Origin of the sequence: Klebsiella sp. GG_Kp173, from assembly GCF_040062415.1 — a bacterium.
Taxonomy (GTDB): domain Bacteria; phylum Pseudomonadota; class Gammaproteobacteria; order Enterobacterales; family Enterobacteriaceae; genus Klebsiella; species Klebsiella quasipneumoniae.
Map to the genome: position 1 here is coordinate 93,170 of NZ_JBEAFZ010000004.1, position 23,318 is coordinate 116,487.

Annotated in this window: 17 protein-coding genes; 10 read left to right on the forward strand and 7 right to left on the reverse strand. The window is 55.6% G+C overall.

All coding sequences use genetic code 11. The features are described from left to right. Positions 1-68: 68 nt before the first annotated feature. From ABLU50_RS04615 to speD, 5 genes are all read left to right on the forward strand, one after another. Positions 69-416: a YacC family pilotin-like protein gene (locus tag ABLU50_RS04615; protein ID WP_004204381.1), complete on the forward strand. Its 348-nt coding sequence runs from the start codon at positions 69-71 to the stop codon at positions 414-416. 245 nt (positions 417-661) lie between these two features. Further along, entirely contained in the window at positions 662-1,072 is a 411-nt protein-coding gene (locus ABLU50_RS04620; RefSeq protein ID WP_087833098.1) for a hypothetical protein, read from the forward strand. Between the two features lie 674 nt (positions 1,073-1,746). Further along, positions 1,747-3,000, forward strand: coding sequence for an FKBP-type peptidyl-prolyl cis-trans isomerase N-terminal domain-containing protein (locus ABLU50_RS04625; RefSeq protein WP_348864593.1), 1,254 nt, complete (start codon positions 1,747-1,749; stop codon positions 2,998-3,000). 147 nt (positions 3,001-3,147) lie between these two features. Then, the gene (speE, locus tag ABLU50_RS04630; protein WP_032455562.1) at positions 3,148-4,008 is read left to right on the forward strand and encodes a polyamine aminopropyltransferase; all 861 of its coding nucleotides are present in this window, start codon (positions 3,148-3,150) and stop codon (positions 4,006-4,008) included. 24 nt (positions 4,009-4,032) lie between these two features. Further along, positions 4,033-4,827: an adenosylmethionine decarboxylase gene (speD, locus tag ABLU50_RS04635; RefSeq protein ID WP_023319740.1), complete on the forward strand. Its 795-nt coding sequence runs from the start codon at positions 4,033-4,035 to the stop codon at positions 4,825-4,827. A gap of 156 nt (positions 4,828-4,983) precedes the next feature. Here the strand turns inward: speD and yacL are convergent, their stop codons facing one another. Both yacL and acnB read right to left on the reverse strand, forming a co-directional pair. Continuing rightward, the gene (gene yacL / locus ABLU50_RS04640) at positions 4,984-5,346 is read right to left on the reverse strand and encodes a protein YacL (RefSeq protein ID WP_023319739.1); all 363 of its coding nucleotides are present in this window, start codon (positions 5,344-5,346) and stop codon (positions 4,984-4,986) included. Between the two features lie 187 nt (positions 5,347-5,533). Beyond that, the gene (gene acnB / locus ABLU50_RS04645; protein WP_017901168.1) at positions 5,534-8,131 is read right to left on the reverse strand and encodes a bifunctional aconitate hydratase 2/2-methylisocitrate dehydratase; all 2,598 of its coding nucleotides are present in this window, start codon (positions 8,129-8,131) and stop codon (positions 5,534-5,536) included. Between the two features lie 431 nt (positions 8,132-8,562). On the opposite strand from acnB, the gene ABLU50_RS04650 reads away from it, so the two are divergent. Together ABLU50_RS04650 and ABLU50_RS04655 are read left to right on the forward strand one after the other, a co-directional pair. Next, positions 8,563-10,200, forward strand: a complete 1,638-nt coding sequence (locus ABLU50_RS04650; RefSeq protein ID WP_087833100.1) for a DUF3300 domain-containing protein — start codon at positions 8,563-8,565, stop codon at positions 10,198-10,200. Between the two features lie 11 nt (positions 10,201-10,211). Then, positions 10,212-11,018 carry a DUF2950 family protein gene (locus ABLU50_RS04655; RefSeq protein ID WP_017901170.1) on the forward strand — a complete coding sequence of 269 codons (807 nt, stop codon included), beginning with the start codon at positions 10,212-10,214 and terminating at the stop codon, positions 11,016-11,018. 43 nt (positions 11,019-11,061) lie between these two features. Here ABLU50_RS04655 and ABLU50_RS04660 read toward each other — a convergent pair whose 3' ends face one another. From ABLU50_RS04660 to pdhR, 5 genes are all read right to left on the reverse strand, one after another. Next, positions 11,062-11,346 (reverse strand): hypothetical protein, encoded by a 285-nt coding sequence (locus tag ABLU50_RS04660; RefSeq protein WP_004204367.1) that lies wholly within the window; start codon positions 11,344-11,346, stop codon positions 11,062-11,064. Positions 11,347-11,510: 164 nt separating this feature from the next. Continuing rightward, on the reverse strand, positions 11,511-12,935 hold the full coding sequence (gene lpdA, locus ABLU50_RS04665; protein WP_002888731.1) for a dihydrolipoyl dehydrogenase: 1,425 nt from the start codon (positions 12,933-12,935) through the stop codon (positions 11,511-11,513). Positions 12,936-13,141: 206 nt separating this feature from the next. Continuing rightward, positions 13,142-15,040, reverse strand: coding sequence for a pyruvate dehydrogenase complex dihydrolipoyllysine-residue acetyltransferase (gene aceF, locus ABLU50_RS04670; RefSeq protein ID WP_053810760.1), 1,899 nt, complete (start codon positions 15,038-15,040; stop codon positions 13,142-13,144). Positions 15,041-15,054: 14 nt separating this feature from the next. After that, a complete protein-coding gene (gene aceE, locus ABLU50_RS04675; protein ID WP_004204365.1) occupies positions 15,055-17,718 on the reverse strand; it encodes a pyruvate dehydrogenase (acetyl-transferring), homodimeric type in 2,664 nt (887 codons plus the stop codon). 137 nt (positions 17,719-17,855) lie between these two features. Continuing rightward, positions 17,856-18,635 (reverse strand): pyruvate dehydrogenase complex transcriptional repressor PdhR, encoded by a 780-nt coding sequence (gene pdhR / locus ABLU50_RS04680; RefSeq protein ID WP_002888699.1) that lies wholly within the window; start codon positions 18,633-18,635, stop codon positions 17,856-17,858. Positions 18,636-19,279: 644 nt separating this feature from the next. On the opposite strand from pdhR, the gene aroP reads away from it, so the two are divergent. The 3 genes from aroP (at position 19,280) to ABLU50_RS04695 (ending at position 23,192) form a co-directional block, all read left to right on the forward strand. Further along, positions 19,280-20,650, forward strand: coding sequence for an aromatic amino acid transporter AroP (gene aroP / locus ABLU50_RS04685; RefSeq protein ID WP_017901172.1), 1,371 nt, complete (start codon positions 19,280-19,282; stop codon positions 20,648-20,650). A 185-nt stretch (positions 20,651-20,835) separates the two neighbouring features. Then, positions 20,836-22,242, forward strand: a complete 1,407-nt coding sequence (locus ABLU50_RS04690) for an MFS transporter (protein ID WP_017901173.1) — start codon at positions 20,836-20,838, stop codon at positions 22,240-22,242. Next, a complete protein-coding gene (locus ABLU50_RS04695; RefSeq protein ID WP_004204362.1) occupies positions 22,242-23,192 on the forward strand; it encodes a family 43 glycosylhydrolase in 951 nt (316 codons plus the stop codon). Before ABLU50_RS04690 ends, ABLU50_RS04695 begins: the two co-directional genes overlap by 1 nt. The last annotated feature ends 126 nt before the right edge of the window (positions 23,193-23,318 follow it).

A 23,318-nucleotide genomic window follows, 5' to 3' on the forward strand; every position in this document is an offset into this window, starting at 1 on the left:
GAATAAAGATCGGCGCTGTGTAAAGAAGTATGCTAATTTGAAGCGTCGGTGATCTAACGGTAGAAAAAATGAAGACGCTTTTCAGAACAATGGTACTCGGCAGCCTGCTTACTCTCTCCGCCAACAGCTACGCGCTCAGCGAATCCGAAGCGGAAGACATGGCTGATTTAACCGCGGTTTTTGTGTTTCTGAAAAATGACTGTGGCTACCAGAACCTGCCCAACACGCAGATCCGGCGCGCCCTGGTGTTCTTTGCCCAACAGAACCAGTGGGACCTGAGCAACTACGACAGCTACAACATGAAAGCGCTTGGCGAAGACAGCTATCGCGATCTCAGCGGCATTAACCTTCCGACGGCGAAAAAATGTAAAGCGCTGGCCCGCGATTCACTTAGCCTGCTGGCTTACGTCAAATAATTTCCCGCGCGGGCGGCAACGCGCCGCGCTTTTCCCCTCCTCACCCGCCTCTAATATTTACCATTATTATTTTATATAAAATAAACCTTATATATATCGCAATACATCAATCCAATAAATAAATTAAACCCGTACTAACAGCCTTTCCAGAAAAAAACAATAAAATATCCCTAGTGATATATTGCAAAATAAAAAACAGCCTTTTAGAATCCGTTGAAAATATATCTACTTCATGGACTGAAATTGTGAATATCTCGCTGACTCTTCGTATTATTCCACTCGCCGCTATGTTATTAGCCGGCTGTAGCAATACCGCCTCTCGCCAGCAGGTAAAACCGCTCACCACTCCTCTAACGTCACAGCAGCAGGTAGAGCAGGAGCGCGCGGCTAGCGAACAAGCGCGTATTGAATCCTGCCGACAGGCGCTGGACTCGCTAAAAGAGGTTAACCCACAGCAGGCAACCAAACTCAGCAATGACTTCAATGCCTTAGTGCGTGCGGCATCACAATACAACAGCGTGCGCGAGAAAGTGGCGGATCCCACCCGGCTTGGCATTGACTCCATGTATCAGTTTAAATCCATCAAACTATGCGCCGATATCCAGAAAACGCTGATCGATAGCCTGGTACAGCGGGGTGAAAGCAAACAGCCATGAACAGAGCCGCCACGCTGACCCTCAACGCGCCCCTGCTGATGCTCGTCGCGGCGCTGGCGCTTTCAACACCGTTCTTCGCCGGCGCCGCGCCGGCGTTTCTTGACTACGCCCAGCAGCAAACCCAGGCGCATGAAAAAAGCGATACTGCAACCGCAAAGCAAACGTCAGGCGATCGTCAAAATGCGGATAATAAAAAAAAGACGCCTAATACCGCACAATTGCAAAAAAGAATCGCCAGCCAGCAGGCGACCATTGAACAAAAAGATAAAACTATTCAGCAATTAAAAAAACAGCTTGCTAACACTCCGGCCACCGAAACCTCCATCGCAAATGAGCAAGCGGCATTAAATAACAAAATAAAAGAATTACAGGTCGCCTTAACCGCCGCCACCGCGAAAAATGAGGCGTTAATAAAAAAAGAAAGCACAGCCCAGAATACTATTCTGCAGCAAAGTCAGGCCACCGCGCTGCAGCAGATCCAACAATTAACGTCACAACTTCAGCAAGCCGAAGCTGAAAATAAACGGCTCAGCGCCAGCCTCACCGCTCTGAATACGGATAAACAGACGCTCGCTACCCGGTTGGCCGCGATGGAAAAAGCGCAGCAGGCCGCTCCTGACCACGCAAAAGCCCTCGCCGCCGACAAGCAGTCGTTAACCACCCGGCTGGCCGTGATGGAAAAAGAGAAGCAGACCGCTCTCGAGCAGATCAAAGCCCTTAACGCCGATAAGCAGTCGCTGGCTAACCGGCTCGCCGCGGCAGAGAAGACGCAGCAGACCGCCCTCGACCAGGTTAAAACCCTTAACGCCGATAAGCAGTCGCTGACAAACCGGCTCGCCGCGGCAGAGAAGACGCAGCAGACCGCTCTTGATCAGGTCAAAGCCCTTAATGCCGATAAGCAGTCGCTGGTTAACCGGCTCGCCGCGGCAGAAAAGACGCAGCAGACCGCCCTTGATCAGGTCAAAGTCCTTAACGCCGATAAGCAGACGCTGGCTAACCGGCTCGCCGCGACAGAGAAGACGCAGCAGACCGCCCTTGATCAGGTTAAAGCCCTTAACGCCGATAAGCAGTCGCTGGCTAACCGGCTCGCCGCGGTGGAAAAAGCGCCATCGAGCCGCGCCGATGCCGCCGTGGCGGCAAAAGATGAGCCCCCCGAGACGGCGGCCATAGTGGCAGCCTATCGCCTGCAGGCGGACAAAGATAATGCCCAGCTACGGATGAAAGAGGATGAAATCCAGCTGCTGCGGACACAGCTGGCGACCCAGCCCAGAAATAGCTCCGGCAAAACCGCCGCCAAACTTAGCGCACCAGGTGAACAGCAGGCTTACGCCATCGGCGCCTCGATGGGTACAGAGGCGCTTAATGTCCTCACTACCCGTCGTACTCAGGGAATTAACGTCGACGCCGACCTGGTGCTGCAGGGCATCGAGGATGCCTTCAGCGGCCAACTTCGCCTGGAAGAACAGGAGCGTAATCAAGCGTTGTTTGATATTTCCCAGCAGGTTTTCCAGAACCTGAATAAAATCGAGCAGAAAAACATCAGTGCCGGTAAGAAATACCAACAGGCGTTTGCGCGCAAAAAAGATGTCGTCTTTAAAGAGGGCGTCTACAGCCGTATCGATTACCCGGGCAAAGGAAAAATTAGCGGCAACGACCTGGTGACTGTGGTGATCAAAGAGATGCTGACGGACGGGACGGTGATCAATGATATGGAGGCGAAAGATCAGGCGCTCACCCAGAAACTGGATGCTTATCCCCCGGTATTTCGCGGCCCGCTAAAGCGCCTGCAGAACCACGGCTCCGTGACGCTGGTCGTCCCGCCCGACAAAGCCTATGGCAGTAAAGGGTTGCCACCAAAGATCCCCCCAGGCGCCACCATGGTCTATTCCGTGCGGATAGTGGATAGCCAACCCGCGCCGACAAAATAGTCCCGTCCCCCCACCGCCCTCTCCGGGCGGTGCTGTTATTCCTGCCGCATTGCTGCAATAACCGCCGTGCATCCTCATCTATAGTTGTCTATGATGTTGCACTCGTTTTACGGGTGTAACAGATGTTAACGAAGGAGGAGCCTCACCGTGGCCGATAATCCACTGTGGCATGAAACGCTGCATGACCATTTTGGTCAGTACTTTAGCGTTGATAACGTGCTGTACCACGAAAAAACCGATCATCAGGATCTGATCATCTTTGACAACCGCGCCTTTGGCCGGGTAATGGCGCTGGATGGCGTCGTGCAGACCACCGAACGCGATGAGTTTATCTATCACGAAATGATGACCCACGTGCCGCTGTTGGCTCACGGCAACGCGAAGCATGTCCTGATCATCGGCGGCGGCGATGGCGCGATGCTGCGCGAAGTCTCTCGTCACCGCAGCATCGAAAGTATCACCATGGTGGAAATCGACGCCGGAGTGGTCTCATTCTGCCGCCAATACCTGCCCAACCATAGCGCCGGCGCCTATGACGATCCGCGCTTTACGCTGGTGATTGATGATGGCGTCAATTTTGTTAACCAGACGACGCAAACGTTTGACGTGATCATTTCGGACTGTACCGATCCTATCGGCCCGGGGGAAAGCCTCTTCACCTCGGCTTTTTATGAAGGCTGCAAACGCTGCCTGAAGCCGGGAGGAATTTTCGTTGCACAGAACGGCGTCTGCTTCTTGCAGCAGGACGAAGCGGTGGGCAGTCATCGTAAGCTGAGCCACTATTTTCGCGACGTCAGCTTCTACCAGGCGGCAATTCCGACCTATTACGGCGGGATCATGACCTTTGCCTGGGCGAGCGACAACGAGGCGCTGCGCCATCTTTCCAGCGAAATCATTCAGGCGCGCTTTCACAAAGCCAACCTGACCTGCCGTTACTACAATCCGGCAATCCATACGGCGGCCTTCGCCTTACCACAATATCTGCATGATGCTCTGTCCGCACCGTGAAGCGAAATAAGGGGGTGAACTAAATTGAAAAAATTGAAGCTGCACGGCTTTAACAACCTGACCAAAAGCCTGAGTTTTTGTATCTACGATATCTGTTACGCCAAAACGGCAGAAGAGCGCGACGGCTACATCGCCTATATCGACGAACTCTATAACGCCAATCGCCTGACAGAGATCCTGACCGAAACCTGCTCTATTATTGGCGCTAATATCCTGAATATCGCCCGCCAGGATTATGAACCCCAGGGCGCCAGCGTGACCATTCTGGTTAGCGAAGAGCCCGTCGACCCGCGGCTTATCGACCAGACCGAACACCCCGGCCCGCTACCTGAAACCGTGGTCGCCCATCTCGATAAAAGCCATATCTGCGTGCATACCTATCCGGAGAGCCACCCGGAAGGCGGTCTGTGCACCTTCCGCGCCGATATCGAAGTCTCTACCTGCGGGGTTATTTCACCGCTCAAAGCGCTGAATTATCTGATCCACCAGCTGGAATCGGACATTGTAACCATTGACTACCGCGTGCGCGGCTTTACCCGCGACATCAATGGGATGAAGCATTTTATCGATCATGAAATCAACTCAATTCAGAACTTTATGTCTGACGATATGAAGTCGCTGTATGACATGGTCGACGTCAACGTTTACCAGGAAAATATCTTCCATACCAAAATGTTGCTCAAGGAGTTTGACCTTAAGCACTACATGTTCCATACCCGACCGGAAGAGTTGACCGCTGAAGAGCGCAAGGTCATTACCGACCTGCTGTGGAAAGAGATGCGCGAGATTTACTACGGCCGCAATATTCCTGCCGTGTAATGCCTCAAATGCCCGGCGGCGCTTGTGCTTGCCGGGCCTGGGTTCTGCGCCGGCTGGTAGCCGGGGCAAGGTACTCGTCGCGACCCGGGGATGTGCCCTGCGCACGCGACGCTTAGCAAGGCTACGCTTTTCCGCAGCCCGGCGCAAAATAAGTCATCAACGCTGCTGCATAAACTCACGATAGGCGGCAACTACCTGCAGGAAATCCTCAATGCCGCACAGAGAGAGGCTTTCTTCATCGTAGTAGCTCATCCCCTCCTCGATTTCGTCGCCGGAAAATTCCAGCTGATTGGCGCGGATCATCACCTCTTCACCATCCAGCCACAGCGTATATTCATGTCCGGCACGCTGCCAGGAACGTTCACTGCCTTTCACGGTGCGCGCAGCCTGCTCCACTTCGTCAAGCAGAGCAAGATTGTCTTTCACCTCCTCGTTGAACCAGTGGCCAATCGCCTCGTGATCCATCGACATTCGCACCTTTACCACTCCGGTAATATCGCGCAGAAATTCGTAGTCCATAGTCTTTTCCTCTGCAAGGGCAATGCGTCACCGCTGCACTGTACCCATGGAGTAATTATCGCAGCAGACCGAAAGAAAAAAAGCGTAACAGGCAGGAGGTTTAGAAATAAAAATGCCCGGTGATGCAATGTTCACCGGGCATTGAGGAGTTTGTAGCCAAACGGTCAGCTGGGCTGACCGAATGGTTTTACACCGCGGTCTGGAAGATCACGCCGTCAGCTTTTTCAGTGTACTGATCCAGCTGGTTGAAGTTCAGATAGCGATAGGTATCTTCCGCTGTCTTATCCACCTGCGCCACGAAGGTCTGGTACTCTTCCGGCGTCGGCAATTTACCGAGCAGAGAAGCTACCGCCGCCAGCTCGGCAGAGGCCAGATAGACGTTAGCGCCGGTACCTAAACGGTTCGGGAAGTTACGGGTAGAGGTGGAAACCACCGTCGCGCCGTCGGCCACGCGCGCCTGGTTACCCATACACAGGGAACAGCCAGGGATTTCGATACGCGCTCCGCTCTTACCAAATACGCTGTAGTAACCTTCTTCGGTCAGCTGCGCGGCGTCCATACGGGTTGGCGGCGCCACCCACAGGCGAGTCGGCAGTTGGCCTTTGTGGCTGTCCAGCAACTTACCGGCGGCACGGAAGTGGCCGATGTTGGTCATGCAGGAGCCGATGAACACTTCGTCGATCTTCTCGCCCTGCACATCAGACAGCAGGCGGGCATCGTCCGGATCGTTCGGCGCGCACAGGATCGGCTCTTTGATATCCGCCAAATCGATGTCGATTACTGCCGCGTATTCCGCGTCAGCATCGGCTTCCAGCAGCTGTGGATCCGCCAGCCATTTTTCCATACCCTGAATACGACGCTCCAGAGTGCGGCGATCGCCGTAGCCTTCGGCAATCATCCACTTCAGCAGGACGATGTTGGAGTTCAGATACTCAACGATCGGCTCTTTGTTCAGCTTGATGGTGCAACCTGCAGCAGAACGTTCAGCAGAGGCATCGGTCAGCTCGAACGCCTGCTCCACTTTCAGATCCGGCAGGCCTTCAATCTCAAGGATGCGGCCAGAGAAGATGTTTTTCTTACCTTTCTTCTCAACGGTCAGCAGGCCCTGCTTGATGGCGTACAGCGGGATAGCGTGAACCAGGTCGCGCAGCGTAATCCCCGGCTGCATTTTACCTTTGAAACGCACCAGCACCGATTCCGGCATATCCAGCGGCATCACGCCGGTCGCGGCGGCGAAGGCCACCAGACCAGAGCCCGCCGGGAAGGAGATCCCGATGGGGAAACGGGTATGGGAGTCGCCGCCGGTACCCACGGTATCCGGCAGCAGCATGCGGTTCAGCCAGGAGTGGATAACGCCATCGCCCGGACGCAGTGAGACGCCGCCGCGGTTCATAATGAAGTCCGGCAGAGTATGGTGCGTGGTGACGTCAACCGGCTTCGGATAGGCTGCGGTGTGGCAGAAGGACTGCATCACCAGGTCAGCGGAGAAGCCCAGGCACGCCAGGTCTTTCAGTTCATCACGGGTCATTGGACCGGTGGTGTCCTGAGAACCGACGGAGGTCATTTTCGGCTCGCAGTAGGCGCCCGGACGGATACCGGCAACGCCGCAGGCGCGGCCAACCATTTTCTGCGCCAGAGAGAAGCCGCGGGTGCTTTCCGCCACGTCTTTCGCCTGACGGAAGACATCGCTGTGCGGCAGACCCAGCGCTTCGCGCGCTTTGGTAGTCAAACCGCGACCAATGATCAGCGGGATACGGCCGCCGGCGCGCACTTCATCGATCAGCACATCGGTTTTCAGCTCGAAGCTGGCCAGCAGTTCGTTGGTTTCGTGGTTACGCACTTCGCCTTTGAACGGGTAAACGTCAATCACGTCGCCCATGTTCAGGTTTGACACATCCACTTCGATAGGCAGCGCGCCTGCATCTTCCATGGTGTTGAAGAAGATTGGCGCGATTTTGCCGCCCAGGCACAGGCCGCCGCCACGCTTGTTCGGCACGTTCGGGATATCGTCGCCCATAAACCACAGCACCGAGTTGGTGGCCGATTTACGTGAAGAGCCGGTCCCGACCACGTCGCCAACGTAGGCCAGCGGGTAGCCTTTCTGCTGCAGGGCTTCGATCTGTTTGATCGGGCCAACCACGCCCGGCTGATCCGGTTCAATGCCTTCGCGGGCGTTTTTCAGCATCGCCAGGGCGTGCAGCGGGATATCCGGTCGCGACCAGGCATCCGGCGCCGGAGACAGGTCATCGGTGTTCGTTTCGCCAGTCACCTTGAAAACGGTAACGGTGATTTTTTCTGCCAGCTGCGGGCGGTTCAGGAACCACTCAGCGTCGGCCCAGGATTGCATGACCTGTTTTGCGTGCTCGTTACCTGCTTTCGCTTTCTCTTCCACGTCGTAGAAGTTATCGAACATCAGCAGGGTATGGGAGAGCGCTTTCGCGGCGATCGGCGCCAGTTTCGCGTCGTCCAGGGCATCGATCAGCGGGTGGATATTGTAACCGCCCTGCATGGTGCCCAGCAGTTCAACGGCTTTTTCAGGGGTAACCAGGGGGGAGGACGCTTCGCCTTTGGCGATCGCGGCAAGGAATCCAGCTTTAACATAGGCGGCTTCGTCAACGCCCGGCGGTACACGATTAATCAGCAGGTCTAACAGGAATTCTTCTTCGCCCGCAGGCGGGTTTTTCAGCAGTTCTACCAGCGCGGCCATTTGGGTTGCATCTAAGGGTTTGGCAACAATCCCCATGGCGGCACGCTCAGCTACGTGCTTACGGTATTCTTCTAGCACGACGGTTCTCCTCGCTTCTCATTGTCATAATGCGGCCTACACGTCTTCAATCAATCTGCTTCGGTATTGGCAGTTTGCCGCCTTGACGCATCTTGAAGGATTTAGTGGCTGGGCGATTTTCTTCACGCTCCTGTGAGACAGCAGTTTGTAGGGTAAATGCCCGATACCGCGTCGGCAGCATAGCAGGATTTTTGAAAGGTGTTAATCTGTTTACAAAAAAGCAACATTAAAATTTAGCTGAATCGTTAAGGGCAGGATATTGCAGGCTTTCTGTTCAAATCCCGCGACAAAAATTCCTTTCCACGTACAACGCCATGGGCCGATCCCAACAATCATCAATAAAAAGCCATACCGCTTACTTATACTCAGCAAACGCGCCGTTTTCGCCGATACTTTAGCGAGATGGGTAACTTTTTGGGTCAGGAGCTTCTATGTCACTGCCGTTCAAACCCCATATTATCGCCCTGCTCTGTAGCGCTGGTTTACTCGCGGCGGCGGGAACACTCTATGTGCAAAGCCGTACTCCAGAGACGGTCACTGAGCCGACGGCGCAGGCTGCGTCGGCCCCCACTCCAGCCACACAGCCAGTCGCCGCGCAGCCGGTAGCCACCACCTACACCCAGGCGCAGATTGATCAGTGGGTTGCCCCCATCGCGCTCTATCCGGACAGTCTGCTGTCGCAGGTGCTGATGGCCTCCACCTACCCGGACAACGTCATGCAGGCGGTGCAGTGGTCGCAGGATAACCCCTCCATGAAAGGGGATGCCGCCGTTCAGGCTGTTGCCAGCCAGCCGTGGGATCCCAGCGTTAAATCGCTTGTCGCTTTCCCGGCCCTGCTGGCGATGATGGGCGAGAATCCGCCCTGGGTGGAAAATCTCGGTAATGCGTTTTTGGCCCAGCCGCATGATGTGATGGACTCGGTGCAGCGTCTGCGTGCCATCGCCCAGCAGACAGGGACGCTGAAATCTACGCCGCAGCAAAAAGTGATTGTCGCCGCAGCGGCGCCTGCGCCGGCCTCCACCTCGAAAAGCAGCACGGTAACAACGTCAACGACCAGCGCGGCGGCGCCCGCACCGACGCAGGTCATAAAAATAGAACCGACCGATCCACAGGTGGTCTATGTTCCCAACTACAACCCCTCCACCGTCTATGGTACCTGGCCGAACAGCGCCTATCCTCCGGTCTATCTGCCGCCGCCTCCCGGGGAGCAGTTTACCGATAGCTTCGTCAAAGGCTTCGGTTACAGCCTGGGCGTGGCGACCACCTGGGCGCTGTTCAGCAGCATCGACTGGGATGATGATGATGACCACCACCATCACGATGACGACTACCACCGCGGCGATTACTCGCATAACGGCGATAACATCAATATCAATGTGAATAACTTTAACCGCATTACCGGACAAAACCTGCCGGGCGACCGCGTAAACTGGCAGCACAACCCCGCCTATCGCGGTCACGTGCCATACCCCGATAATACCGTCGCCCAGCGCTTTCATCAGACCAACGTATCCGGCGGACTGAGCGCGACCCAGCATGCGCCGGTCGATCGTGAGGCGCAGCGCCAGGCGGCGATGACCCAGCTTCAGCAGCGCAGCGCGCCGACCGCCACAGCGGGCAACCTGGCGGCAAACACCGCCTCGCGCGATGCCCAGCGTCAGGCGGCCTCGGCGCAGTTGAAACAAGCCACCCAGCGCAGCAACTACCGCGGTTACGACAGCGAGCCGACATCGACCCAGCAGCGTCGAGACGCGGCGAAAGCGCAGTTGAAAAACCCGACGCCGCAGCAACAGCAGCGTAGGGAAACCATTAAGAACCGCGAGCAGAATACTACACCGCAGCAGCAACAGCGCCGGCAGCAGCTCCAGTCTGCCACGCCAGCCCAGCGTCAGCAGACGGTCAGTCATCTGCGCGCCAGCGCCCTTAGCGGCAACGAAAGCCGCGCCCCCTCCTGGCAAGCGCAGCAGGAACGGGGACGGCAGAGTCGTCAGTTTTCCAGCGTAAACCGCGAGCAGCGCGACGGCGCCAGAGAGCGTCTTTCTGAACACCATGAACTACGCCGCCGCTGAGGATGAGCAGAATGAGAAACCCATTACCAATTGCCCTGTTCACGTTAATGCTGTCGCCGCTTGCCGCCTTCGCCCAGCAGCAGTATGCCACCCCCGAGCAGGCCGCAAGCGCGCTGGCCGAGGCGATCGGCCAGCAAAATGATGCGGCGCTGAGTGAAGTGCTTGGCGATAACTGGCAGCATTTTTTACCCCCCGACGGGATCGACCCCACTGCCGTCGACCGCTTCCAGCGCGACTGGCAGGTGAAACATGTGATTGTGCAGCAGGGTGAAAAAGCCTGGCTCGACGTCGGTAGCGAAGCATGGCGGCTGCCAGTCCCCATCGTCAAAGCATCCCAGGGCTGGCGCTTTGATATGGCCGCTGGTGAAGAAGAGATCCTCACCCGCGCTATCGGCCGTAATGAACTTTCGGCGATAGCCGCCATGCATGCCTACGTTGACGCCCAGCAGGATTACTATCAACTGAACCACCGCTGGGCGCAGAAAATCATCAGTAGCGAAGGCAAAAAAGATGGTCTGTACTGGCCCACCTCGCCGGGCGAAGCGCCAAGTCCGCTTGGGCCAGCCTTTAGCCCGACGGTTCCCGGCAGCGGCTACCATGGCTACCGCTTCCGCATTATCACCGGTAGAGATGAGCAGAGCGTCGCCTTGCTGGCGTGGCCGGTGGCGTGGGGGGAAACCGGCGTGATGAGCTTTATGATCGATCAGCACGATACCGTTTATCAGGCCAATCTCGGTGAAGAGAGCGCGGCAAAGGCCCAGGCGATAACGCGCTTTGCCCCCGACGCTGACGCCGGCTGGCAGGTGGTCAACCCATAAAAAACGCCCGGTTACGTACACGCAACCGGGCGTTTTCATTCACTTAGCCCTGGTGGGGCATCAGCGACGGATCGCCGGCAAAGGCTGGTTTTGTACTGGACAATGCCGATTCGTCAGCGCTGATGCTGCCGGAATTCGCCGCCCATACTCCTTCACTGGTCTTGGTCACTTGCTGATGCTGAGCATTCAGATCCTGGCCCATCGCCGCAATATGGGTCGTTTCCGTACCACCGCTGTTATCCGCCCACGGAATCGTGGCGTCAGCCGCGCAGGCGACACCGGATAAGCACGCTGCTGCGACCAGCGCTGTGGTTAAAAAGCGTTTCATCACACACCTCATTGATATCGTTAACTGCCTATAAGTTTACATAGTGACTATTTACAAAGTATGTATGAGGTGTAGCGGTTTATGAATAGCGACATAGTTCTAAACATCAGGCATAAAAAAAGCGGCTCCGGGAGCCGCTTATGCTTTTTGCCTGAAAGAAAAAGTTACTTTTTCTTCGCTTTGGCGTTCGGCAGGTCGGTGATGCTGCCTTCGAAAACTTCTGCCGCCAGGCCAACAGACTCGTGCAGAGTCGGGTGAGCGTGGATGGTCAGCGCGATGTCTTCAGCGTCACAGCCCATCTCGATAGCCAGGCCGATCTCACCCAGCAGCTCGCCGCCGTTGGTGCCGACAATCGCGCCGCCGATAACACGGTGGGTCTCTTTGTCGAAGATCAGTTTGGTCATACCGTCTGCGCAATCGGAAGCGATAGCACGGCCGGAAGCAGCCCACGGGAAGGTGGCGGTTTCGTAGCTGATGCCTTTCTCTTTCGCTTCTTTCTCGGTCAGACCCACCCATGCCACTTCTGGCTCGGTGTAGGCGATCGATGGGATCACTTTCGGATCGAAGTAGTGCTTCAGGCCGGAGATAACTTCTGCGGCAACGTGACCTTCGTGGACGCCTTTGTGCGCCAGCATCGGCTGACCGACGATATCGCCGATAGCAAAGATGTGCGGCACGTTGGTGCGCATTTGTTTGTCAACGCGGATGAAGCCACGATCGTCAACTTCCACGCCCGCTTTGCCTGCGTCGAGGTTTTTACCGTTCGGTACGCGGCCGATAGCCACCAGCACGGCGTCGTAACGCTGTGCTTCCGCCGGCGCTTTTTTGCCTTCCATGGAAACATAAATACCGTCTTCTTTTGCTTCAACGGCAGTCACTTTGGTTTCCAGCATCAGGTTGAATTTCTTGCTGATGCGTTTGGTGAAGACTTTCACCACATCTTTATCGGCAGCCGGGATGACCTGGTCGAACATTTCAACCACGTCGATCTCTGAACCCAGCGCATGGTATACGGTACCCATTTCCAGACCGATGATACCGCCGCCCATGACCAGCATGCGTTTCGGTACAGATTTCAGCTCCAGGGCGTCGGTGGAGTCCCATACGCGCGGATCTTCATGCGGAATAAATGGCAGTTGAATCGGACGGGAGCCCGCCGCGATGATGGCGTTGTCGAAGTTGATCACGGTTTTGCCGTTTTCGCCTTCCACTTCCAGGGTGTTAGCGCCGGTGAATTTACCCAGACCGTTAACCACCTTCACTTTACGCCCTTTGGCCATGCCAGCCAGACCACCGGTCAGCTGAGTGATGACTTTTTCTTTCCAGGTGCGGATCTTGTCAATGTCAGTTTTCGGTTCGCCGAAAACGATGCCGTGTTCGGCCAGCGCTTTCGCTTCTTCGATAACTTTTGCCACGTGCAGCAGCGCTTTAGAAGGGATACAACCCACGTTCAGGCACACCCCACCGAGGGTGCTGTAACGTTCTACGATGACGGTTTCCAGACCTAAATCAGCGCAACGGAAGGCTGCAGAGTAGCCTGCAGGACCTGCCCCAAGTACCACGACCTGAGTTTTGATTTCAGTACTCATCATGACCTCTGTAATTTATATCCGGCGGGTCTGACGCTATTATTTTTACGCCCAAGTCCACCGGGACGTTCTATCCGCGTGTATTTTACAAAATTGTTAACAATTTTTAAACAACAAACGGCAAACGATTTTGTCCTTTGTTGCTGATAATCCCAAACAGCCTGAGGTTATCAGAAAAAAGCCGGCCGTCAGGCCGGCTTTTTCAATTACATCACCAGGCGGCGAATGTCGCTCAGGGTGTTGTTGATGATGGTAATGAAGCGGGCACCATCAGCACCGTCGATGACGCGGTGGTCGAAGGACAGAGAGATCGGCAACATCAGACGAGGCACGAACTCTTTACCATTCCATACCGGCTCCATCGCGGACTTAGACACGCCGAGGATGGCCACTTCCGGCGCATTAACAATCGGCGCGAAGTGGGTGGTACCCAGGCCGCCGATGCTGGAGATGGTGAAGCAACCGCCCTGCATTTCGCCCGCCGTCAGTTTGCCATCGCGCGCTTTCTTCGAGATGGTGGTCAGTTCACGAGACAGCTCGGTGATGCTCTTCTTGTTCACGTCTTTAAAGACCGGAACCACCAGACCGTTCGGGGTATCTACCGCCACACCGATGTTGATGTATTTCTTCAGCGTCAGACGCTGACCATCTTCGGAGAGCGAGCTGTTGAAGCGCGGCATCTGCTCAAGCGCAGCGGCCACGGCTTTCATGATGAAGACAACCGGGGTGAATTTCACGTCCAGTTTACGCTTCTCAGCTTCGGCGTTCTGCTGCTTACGGAACGCTTCCAGATCGGTGATATCGGTTTTATCGAAGTGCGTAACGTGCGGGATCATGACCCAGTTACGGCTCAGGTTGGCACCAGAAATTTTCTGGATACGGCCCAGCTCCACTTCTTCGATTTCGCCGAACTTGCTGAAGTCAACCTTCGGCCATGGCAGCATGCCCGGGATACCGCCGCCAGCGGCAGCCGCCGGTGCGGATTCAGCACGCTTAACAGCGTCTTTCACGTAAGCCTGAACGTCTTCGCGCAGGATACGACCTTTACGGCCGGTGCCTTTCACTTTCGCCAGGTTAACGCCGAACTCGCGCGCCAGGCGGCGAATCAGCGGAGTGGCGTGGACGTAAGCATCGTTTTCAGCGAATTCGGTTTTACCTTCCGCTTTCGCAGCCGGTGCCGCGGCAGGCTTAGCGGCCTGAGCCGGAGCTGCAGCCGGTGCCGGCGCAGCCGCCTGAGCCGGTGCGGCGGCAGGCGCAGCGCCTTCCACTTCAAAGACCATGATCAGGGAGCCGGTTTTGACTTTATCGCCGGTGCTGATTTTGATCTCTTTGACGGTGCCCGCGAACGGCGCCGGCACTTCCATAGATGCTTTGTCGCCTTCGACGGTGATAAGGGACTGCTCAGCAGCCACTTTATCGCCGACTTTTACCATCACTTCGGTCACTTCAACTTCGTCGCCGCCGATGTCCGGTACGTTAACGTCTTTCGCACCGCCAGCCGCAGCTGGAGCAGCCGCCGCCGGAGCAGCGGCCTGAGCAGGTGCGGCAGCAGGCGCAGCGCCCGCCACTTCGAAGATCATGATCAGGGAGCCGGTGGACACTTTATCGCCGGTGTTGATCTTGATCTCTTTCACGGTACCCGCGAACGGCGCCGGCACTTCCATCGAGGCTTTATCGCCTTCGACGGTGATCAGAGACTGCTCAGCCGCAACGGTATCGCCCACTTTCACCAGAATTTCAGTGACTTCAACTTCGTCACCGCCGATGTCCGGCACGTTCACTTCTTTCGCTGCCGCGGCAGCTGCTGGAGCAGCGGCGGCCGGAGCGGCTTCTTTCTTCTCTTCCTGCGCAGGTGCAGCGGCTGCTGCACCCTCGGCGGAATCGAAAATCATAATCAGTTTGCCAGTCTCGGTTTTGTCGCCGACGGAGACTTTAATCTCTTTCACGACGCCAGCCTGCGGAGACGGGACTTCCATAGAGGCTTTATCGCCTTCTACGGTGATCAGCGACTGTTCAGCTTCAACTTTGTCGCCCACTTTGACCAGAATCTCGGTGATTTCAACTTCATCAGCCCCGATGTCCGGTACTTTGATTTCGATAGCCATTATTCTTTTACCTCTTACGCCAGACGCGGGTTAACTTTTTCTGCATCGATGTTGAATTTGGTAATTGCGTCCGCAACCACTTTCTTATCGATTTCACCACGTTTAGCCAGTTCGCCCAGCGCTGCAACGACCACATAGGAAGCATCGACTTCGAAGTGGTGACGCAGGTTTTCACGGCTGTCGGAACGACCGAAGCCATCGGTACCCAGTACGCGGTAATCGTCAGCCGGTACGTAGGTACGAACCTGCTCGGCGAACAGTTTCATATAGTCAGTGGATGCCACTGCCGGAGCGTCGTTCATCACCTGAGCGATGTACGGCACGCGCGGGGTTTCCAGCGGGTGCAGCATGTTCCAGCGTTCGCAATCCTGGCCATCACGCGCCAGTTCGGTGAAGGAGGTGACGCTGTACACGTCAGAGCCCACGCCGTAGTCTTTCGCCAGGATCTGCGCTGCTTCACGGACGTGACGCAGGATAGAACCGGAGCCCAGCAGCTGAACTTTACCTTTGCTACCTTCGATGGTTTCGAGTTTGTAGATACCTTTGCGGATACCTTCCTCGGCGCCTTCCGGCATGGCCGGCATGTGGTAGTTTTCGTTCAGGGTAGTGATGTAGTAGTAAACGTTCTCTTGTTTCTCACCGTACATACGCTCCAGGCCGTCATGCATGATGACCGCCACTTCGTAGGCGTAGGACGGATCGTAAGAGATACAGTTCGGGATAGTCAGAGACTGAATATGGCTGTGGCCATCTTCGTGCTGCAGACCTTCGCCGTTCAGCGTCGTACGACCGGAAGTACCACCAATCAGGAAGCCGCGAGCCTGCTGGTCGCCAGCCTGCCAGCACAGGTCACCGATACGCTGGAACCCGAACATCGAGTAGTAGATGTAGAACGGGATCATCGGCAGGTTGTTGGTGCTGTAAGAGGTCGCCGCAGCCAGCCAGGATGCGCCTGCGCCCAGCTCGTTGATCCCTTCCTGCAGGATCTGACCTTTCTCGTCTTCTTTGTAGTATGCAACCTGCTCACGGTCCTGCGGGGTGTACTGCTGGCCGTTCGGGCTGTAGATACCGATCTGACGGAACAGACCTTCCATACCGAAAGTACGCGCTTCGTCGGCGATGATCGGCACGAGGCGGTCTTTGATGGATTTGTTCTTCAGCATCACGTTCAGGGCACGAACGAACGCGATAGTGGTAGAGATCTCTTTATTCTGCTCTTCCAGCAGCGGGCGGAAATCTTCCAGCGTCGGCAGCTCCAGCTTCTCAGTGAAGTTCGGCTGACGGCTCGGCAGATAGCCGTGCAGTTTCTGACGCTGAGCGTGCAGATAGGTGTGCTCTTCGGAACCTTCCGGGAAGGTGACGTACGGCAGTTTTTCCAGATCGGCATCGGCAACCGGCACGTTGAAACGATCGCGGACGTAGCGAACGCCGTCCATGTTCATTTTCTTAACCTGGTGAGCGATGTTCTTACCTTCAGCAGTGTCACCCATGCCGTAACCTTTAATGGTATGGGCGAGAATAACGGTCGCTTTGCCTTTGGTTTCCTGCGCTTTTTTCAGAGCAGCATAAACTTTCTTCGGATCGTGGCCACCGCGGTTCAGGGCCCAAATCTGCTCGTCAGTCCAGTCGGCAACCAGCGCAGCGGTCTCCGGATATTTACCGAAGAAGTGCTCGCGCACATAAGCGCCGTCTTTGGATTTAAAGGTCTGGTAATCGCCGTCAACGGTTTCTTCCATCAGCTGAATCAGCTTACCGCTGGTGTCTTTACGCAGCAGCTCATCCCAACGACCGCCCCAGATAACCTTGATAACGTTCCAGCCAGCGCCCGCGAAGATGCCTTCCAGTTCGTTAATGATTTTGCCGTTACCGGTGACCGGACCGTCAAGACGCTGCAGGTTACAGTTGATAACGAACACCAGGTTGTCGAGCTTCTCACGGGTCGCGATGGTGATCGCGCCTTTAGATTCCGGCTCGTCCATCTCACCGTCGCCCAGGAACGCGTAAACGGTTTGTTTGGAGGTGTCTTTCAGACCACGGTGTTCCAGATATTTCAGGAATTTAGCCTGATAAATCGCCCCGATTGGGCCCAGGCCCATAGAAACGGTCGGGAACTGCCAGAATTCCGGCATCAGTTTCGGGTGCGGATAAGAGGACAGACCTTTACCGTGAACTTCCTGACGGAAGTTGTTCATCTGCTCTTCAGTCAGACGACCTTCCAGGAACGCACGCGCATAAACGCCCGGAGAGATGTGCCCCTGGAAGTACACCAGGTCGCCGCCATCCTGCTCATTGCGTGCGCGGAAGAAGTGGTTGAAGCACACTTCGTAGAAGGTTGCGGAAGACTGGAAAGAAGCCATGTGGCCGCCCAGTTCGAGATCTTTTTTCGATGCGCGCAGAACGGTCATGATGGCGTTCCAGCGGATCGCAGAACGGATACGACGTTCCAGATCCAGATTACCCGGATATTCCGGCTCATCTTCAACGGCAATAGTGTTGACGTAACCGCCGGTCGATGCGCCAGCAGCCACTTTCACCCCGCCTTTGCGGGCTTCAGAAAGGAGTTGATCAATAAGATACTGAGCGCGCTCAACACCTTCTTCACGGATGACCGATTCGATCGCCTGTAGCCAGTCGCGAGTTTCGATCGGATCCACGTCATTTGGTAAACGTTCTGACATGGGGGGTATTCCTTATCTATCTAATCGTTGATTAATCTGGAACCTGTCCCATTGAACTCTTCGTTCTTCACCTTTGAACAACCAAAAATTCAATAAGACAGGTTCTGCGTTTAGTTGCCGCGCTCTAAAAATGGCGCTTAAGAACCGGAGTTCTCGTCCTTTCGTTGCTGTAAACGACGCAGCGAGCGTTCTCTACGACTCTGCTCACGGCTACGGTCCAGCAAAATTTCCTCAATGAACGCCAGGTGACGGTGCGACGCCTCACGCGCCTGCTCCGGCTCCCCGGCCATTATCGCCTCGAAAATGCGAGTGCGATGGTTGCTGACCAACGGGAGCATTTCCCGGCGGGCATACAGCAATTCAAAGTTCTGACGCACGTTTTGCGCCAGCATCGGCTCCATACACCTTAGCAGATGGAGCAAAACCACATTGTGTGCCGCCTCGGTGACGGCGATTTGGTACTGGACGACGGCGCCGGACTCAGCGTCCAGATCGCCCGACTGCTGAGCCCGCTCAATAGCCTGATGCAGCTCGCGGATACGGTCGCGATCTTCATCATTGCTGCGCAGCGCCGCGTAATAAGCCGCAATGCCTTCCAGCGCGTGACGGGTCTCAAGCAGATCGAATTGGGATTCAGGGTGATCGGACAGCAGCTCGACCAGCGGATCGCTGAAGCTCTGCCACAGGCGGCTCTGAACAAACGTTCCACCTCCCTGACGACGAAGCAACAGGCCCTTGGCTTCGAGGCGTTGAATCGCCTCACGCAGCGAGGGGCGGGAAACGTCGAACTGTTTAGCCAGTTCGCGTTCAGGCGGGAGTTTTTCACCGGGGCGCAAGGTCCCCTCAAGGATCAGAAACTCCAGCTGCTGCTCTATCACATCGGATAATTTTGGTTGGCGGATTTTGCTGTAGGCCATATTCCCTGTCTCTGCCATTAGCCCGGAGTCAATTGGTCTTACCAATTTAAAGTTCGTAGCGCTAAAGTAACAAAGTATTCACCTTCTGTCCATACAGGTTTTGATTGAAATCAGTAAACGACGGACATTTTAACAACCTTACAGAAATAACATTTCAGAAATGTAACCTTGCACAAATGTTACGTTTACTCATAAAGAGGTAGCATTAACTTAATGGAAACGAAAAATTACGCTATCTGAACCGATTCAACGACCCAATAAATGAATATAAAGACAATGCAATTGAATAAATAATCACAAAGAAGCAATGCATCGGAATAATACAGAATGTGTCTATTGATGTCTTTTTAGACACATGGTCATCATCCCTTCATAAAGCAGGTGCATTCAAACGCGCTTACCACTATTCTCCCAGAGACGAAAGGCCTTTTTCTGAATTACCGCACCGCCTTCCGTAAACAAAACAATACAGAAACGGAAGTCGCTAAATACACAAACACAACAATATGTGCGCGCCATCACTCAGGTAAAAAGTGGGCCACTTCGCCCAAATTTTCGCTGGCTATGCTTTCTGGCAGGGACAGCAGTGAAGCAGCAACCTGACGGATGACGTACACAAAAAATAATCACACACGAGGTTTCATATGGAAGGTCAACAGCACGGCGATCGGCTGAAGCGCGGCCTGAAAAACCGCCACATCCAGCTCATCGCGCTGGGCGGGGCTATCGGCACCGGCCTGTTTCTGGGGAGCGCGTCCGTCATTCAGTCCGCCGGCCCGGGTATCATTCTTGGTTACGCGATTGCCGGTTTTATCGCCTTTCTGATCATGCGTCAGCTGGGCGAAATGGTGGTGGAAGAGCCGGTAGCCGGTTCGTTTAGTCACTTTGCTTATAAATACTGGGGCGGCTTTGCCGGCTTCGCCTCCGGCTGGAACTACTGGGTGCTGTATGTCCTGGTGGCCATGGCGGAACTCACTGCCGTCGGCAAATATATCCAGTTCTGGTGGCCGGAAATCCCGACCTGGGCCTCAGCGGCGGTCTTCTTCATCGCCATCAACGCCATTAACCTGACCAACGTGAAAGTGTTCGGGGAAATGGAGTTCTGGTTTGCCATTATCAAAGTGGTCGCCGTTGTGGCGATGATTTTGTTCGGCGGCTGGCTGCTGTTCAGCGGTAACGGCGGCCCGCAGGCGACGGTACGTAACCTCTGGGATCAAGGCGGGTTCCTGCCGCACGGCTTTACCGGGCTGGTAATGATGATGGCGATCATCATGTTCTCCTTCGGCGGTCTGGAGCTGGTGGGTATCACCGCGGCGGAAGCGGATAACCCGGAGCAAAGCATCCCGAAAGCTACTAACCAGGTTATCTACCGTATCCTGATCTTCTATGTTGGCTCGCTGGCGGTCCTGCTCTCGCTTCTGCCGTGGACGCGTGTGACTGCGGACACCAGTCCGTTCGTCCTGATTTTCCATGAGCTTGGCGATACGCTGGTGGCAAACGCCCTCAACGTAGTGGTGCTGACGGCGGCCCTGTCGGTGTATAACAGCTGCGTCTACTGCAACAGCCGTATGCTGTTCGGTCTTGCCCAGCAGGGGAACGCACCGAAAGCGCTGCTCAGCGTCGACAAACGCGGCGTGCCGGTGAATACCATTCTCGTCTCCGCCGTGGTCACCGCCCTGTGTGTGCTGATCAACTACCTGGCGCCGGAATCCGCATTTGGCCTGCTGATGGCGCTGGTAGTCTCCGCCCTGGTGATCAACTGGGCGATGATCAGCCTCGCGCATATCAAATTCCGTCGCGCCAAACAGCAGCAGGGGGTCACCACTCGCTTCCCCGCCCTCTTCTACCCGCTGGGTAACTGGGTGTGCCTGCTGTTTATGGCCGCGGTGCTGGTAATTATGCTGATGACCCCGGGGATGGCGATTTCCGTTTGGCTGATCCCGGTATGGATCGCCGTGCTGGGCGTGGGCTATCTATTTAAACAGAAAGCCGCCGCCACCATAAAAGCACAATAATACATCTCATCAATAATTCTCTTTGCTCTGCGCCCCCTCCCTGAATGACGGGCGCAGAGCATTGTTATCTGCTTCACACTTTCCCCTCCATAGCTTTTTTATCCATATCGTCAACGCGTTCCTGCAACGTAATTCTCTCGATAGCAGCCAATAATTCTCTCCATACTGCAACGGAGAGACCGCACATGGCAGACAATAGACTTTCAATAAAAGAAAAGATTGGTTATGGGATGGGGGATGCCGGATGCAATATCATCTTTGGCGCCATCATGCTGTTTGTTAACTATTTTTATACCGATATTTTCGGTCTGGCGCCGGCGCTGGTGGGCGTACTGCTGCTGTCGGTGCGCGTCATCGATGCGGTGACCGACCCGATCATGGGCGCCCTCGCCGACCGCACCCGCAGTAAATATGGCCGCTTTCGTCCATGGCTGCTGTGGATTGCTTTCCCCTACGCCCTGTTCAGCGTACTGATGTTCACCACTCCTGAGTGGACCTATAACAGCAAAGTCATCTATGCGTTTGTCACCTACTTTCTGCTGTCGATTACCTATACCGCGATTAATATCCCCTACTGCTCGCTGGGAACGGTGATGACCGCCGATCCGAAAGAGCGCGTTGCCTGCCAGTCTTATCGTTTCGTGATGGTGGGTATCGCCACGCTGTTGCTGTCATTAACGCTGCTGCCAATGGCCGACTGGTTCGGCGGCGCCGATAAAGCGAAGGGCTATCAGATGGCGATGACCGTGCTGGCCTTCATCGGCATGTGTATGTTCCTGTTCTGCTTCGCTACCGTACGCGAACGCATCCACCCGGCGGTACAGACCAATGATGAACTGAAAAAAGATCTCAAAGATGTGTGGAAAAATGACCAGTGGGTACGCATCCTGCTGCTCACGCTGTGCAACGTCTGTCCGGGCTTTATCCGCATGGCCGCCACCATGTACTACGTCACCTGGGTAATGGGGCAAAGCACCCATTTTGCCACTCTGTTTATCAGCCTCGGCGTGGTCGGGATGATGATTGGCAGCATGCTGGCAAAAGTCCTCACCGACCGCTGGTGCAAACTGCAGGTCTTCTTCTGGACCAATATCGTGCTGGCGATCTTCTCCTGCGCCTTCTATTTCTTTAATCCGCACGCCACCACGCTGATTATGGTGCTCTACTTCCTGCTCAACATCCTGCATCAGATTCCCTCCCCGCTGCACTGGTCGCTGATGTCCGATGTTGACGACTACGGCGAGTGGAAAACCGGCAAGCGCATCACCGGCATTAGCTTCTCCGGCAATCTGTTCTTCCTCAAAGTCGGCCTGGCGGTCGCCGGGGCGATGGTCGGATTCCTGTTGTCATGGTACGGCTACGACGCTGGCGCCAAAGCGCAAAGCGCCTCCGCCCTCAACGGCATCGTGCTGTTGTTCTCGGTTATCCCCGGCGTCGGCTACCTGATCACCGCCGGCGTGGTGCGCCTGCTGAAAGTTGACCGCACCCTGATGCGCCAGATCCAGAGCGATTTAGAGAAGCGCCGCAGCAACTACAGCGAGCTGAATGAATACCAGGAACTGAAAACCAGTGAACACGTAAGGAAAGCCTGATGAATAACTGGCCCAACCCCTTTATTGAACAGCGCGCAGATCCCTTTATTCTGCGCCACCTTAATCACTACTACTTTATTGCCTCGGTGCCGGAATACGACCGGCTGGAGATCCGGCGCGCGGCGACCCTTGAAGGATTACGCGATGCGGAGCCGGTAGTGGTCTGGCGCGCACCGCAAAGCGGGCCGATGAGCCAGCTGATTTGGGCGCCGGAGCTACATGAGATAGACGGTAAGTGGTATATCTATTTTGCCGCCACCCATACCCACGATCTGGATGCGCTGGGCATGTTCCAGCATCGTATGTTCGTTATCGAGTGCGCCGACAACGATCCGCTGACCGGCCGCTGGCAGGAAAAAGGCCAGGTGATCACGCCTTTCGATACCTTCGCCCTCGATGCCACCACCTTTATCCATCAGGGCAAACGCTGGTACCTGTGGGCGCAAAAATCGCCGCATATCGAGGGCAACTCAAACCTGTATCTCGCTGAAATGGCCAACCCGTGGACGCTAAAAGGCGAGCCGGTCATGCTGAGCAAGCCGGAGTTCGACTGGGAGTGTCGGGGATTTAAGGTCAATGAAGGACCCGCGGTGCTGGTGCATGGCGATAAGCTGTTCATCAGCTATTCCGCCAGCGCCACCGACGAAAACTACTGCATGGGGTTGCTCTGGATTGACCGGCAGGCCGATCCGCTGCAGCCGGCAAACTGGCATAAAGCCCCGCAGCCGGTGTTCCGGACCAGCTATGAAAACCGCCAGTATGGCCCGGGCCATAATAGTTTTACCCAAACGCCGGCGGGGGAAGATGTGCTGGTCTACCACGCGCGGAATTACACCGAGATTGAAGGCGACCCGCTGTATGACCCCAATCGTCATACCCGGCTAAAACTCGTCAGCTGGAGAGAGGACGGCATGCCCGACTTCGGCATCCCGCCGGCGGATACGCTGTAGCGGTTCGGTATGCGGCCCGCGGGCACGGATTCTCCAGGCCGGGTCAGGCGAAACCGCCGCCCGGCAACATGCCAGGTACGGCGTCTGATATAGAACCCGGCGCCGCTGTTGCTTGCTGGGCCTGCG

What these genes read in the sequence shown, in the direction of transcription:
- lpdA (WP_002888731.1), bottom strand. Translation starts at nt 12,935, where the DNA reads ATGAGTACTGAAATCAAAACTCAGGTCGTGGTACTTGGGGCAGGTCCT.
- ABLU50_RS04655 (WP_017901170.1), top strand. Translation starts at nt 10,212, where the DNA reads ATGAGAAACCCATTACCAATTGCCCTGTTCACGTTAATGCTGTCGCCG.
- yacL (WP_023319739.1), bottom strand. Translation starts at nt 5,346, where the DNA reads ATGGACTACGAATTTCTGCGCGATATTACCGGAGTGGTAAAGGTGCGA.
- pdhR (WP_002888699.1), bottom strand. Translation starts at nt 18,635, where the DNA reads ATGGCCTACAGCAAAATCCGCCAACCAAAATTATCCGATGTGATAGAG.
- ABLU50_RS04625 (WP_348864593.1), top strand. Translation starts at nt 1,747, where the DNA reads ATGGAAAAAGAGAAGCAGACCGCTCTCGAGCAGATCAAAGCCCTTAAC.
- ABLU50_RS04690 (WP_017901173.1), top strand. Translation starts at nt 20,836, where the DNA reads ATGGCAGACAATAGACTTTCAATAAAAGAAAAGATTGGTTATGGGATG.
- aroP (WP_017901172.1), top strand. Translation starts at nt 19,280, where the DNA reads ATGGAAGGTCAACAGCACGGCGATCGGCTGAAGCGCGGCCTGAAAAAC.
- ABLU50_RS04650 (WP_087833100.1), top strand. Translation starts at nt 8,563, where the DNA reads ATGTCACTGCCGTTCAAACCCCATATTATCGCCCTGCTCTGTAGCGCT.
- ABLU50_RS04615 (WP_004204381.1), top strand. Translation starts at nt 69, where the DNA reads ATGAAGACGCTTTTCAGAACAATGGTACTCGGCAGCCTGCTTACTCTC.
- aceE (WP_004204365.1), bottom strand. Translation starts at nt 17,718, where the DNA reads ATGTCAGAACGTTTACCAAATGACGTGGATCCGATCGAAACTCGCGAC.
- ABLU50_RS04695 (WP_004204362.1), top strand. Translation starts at nt 22,242, where the DNA reads ATGAATAACTGGCCCAACCCCTTTATTGAACAGCGCGCAGATCCCTTT.
- ABLU50_RS04660 (WP_004204367.1), bottom strand. Translation starts at nt 11,346, where the DNA reads ATGAAACGCTTTTTAACCACAGCGCTGGTCGCAGCAGCGTGCTTATCC.
- aceF (WP_053810760.1), bottom strand. Translation starts at nt 15,040, where the DNA reads ATGGCTATCGAAATCAAAGTACCGGACATCGGGGCTGATGAAGTTGAA.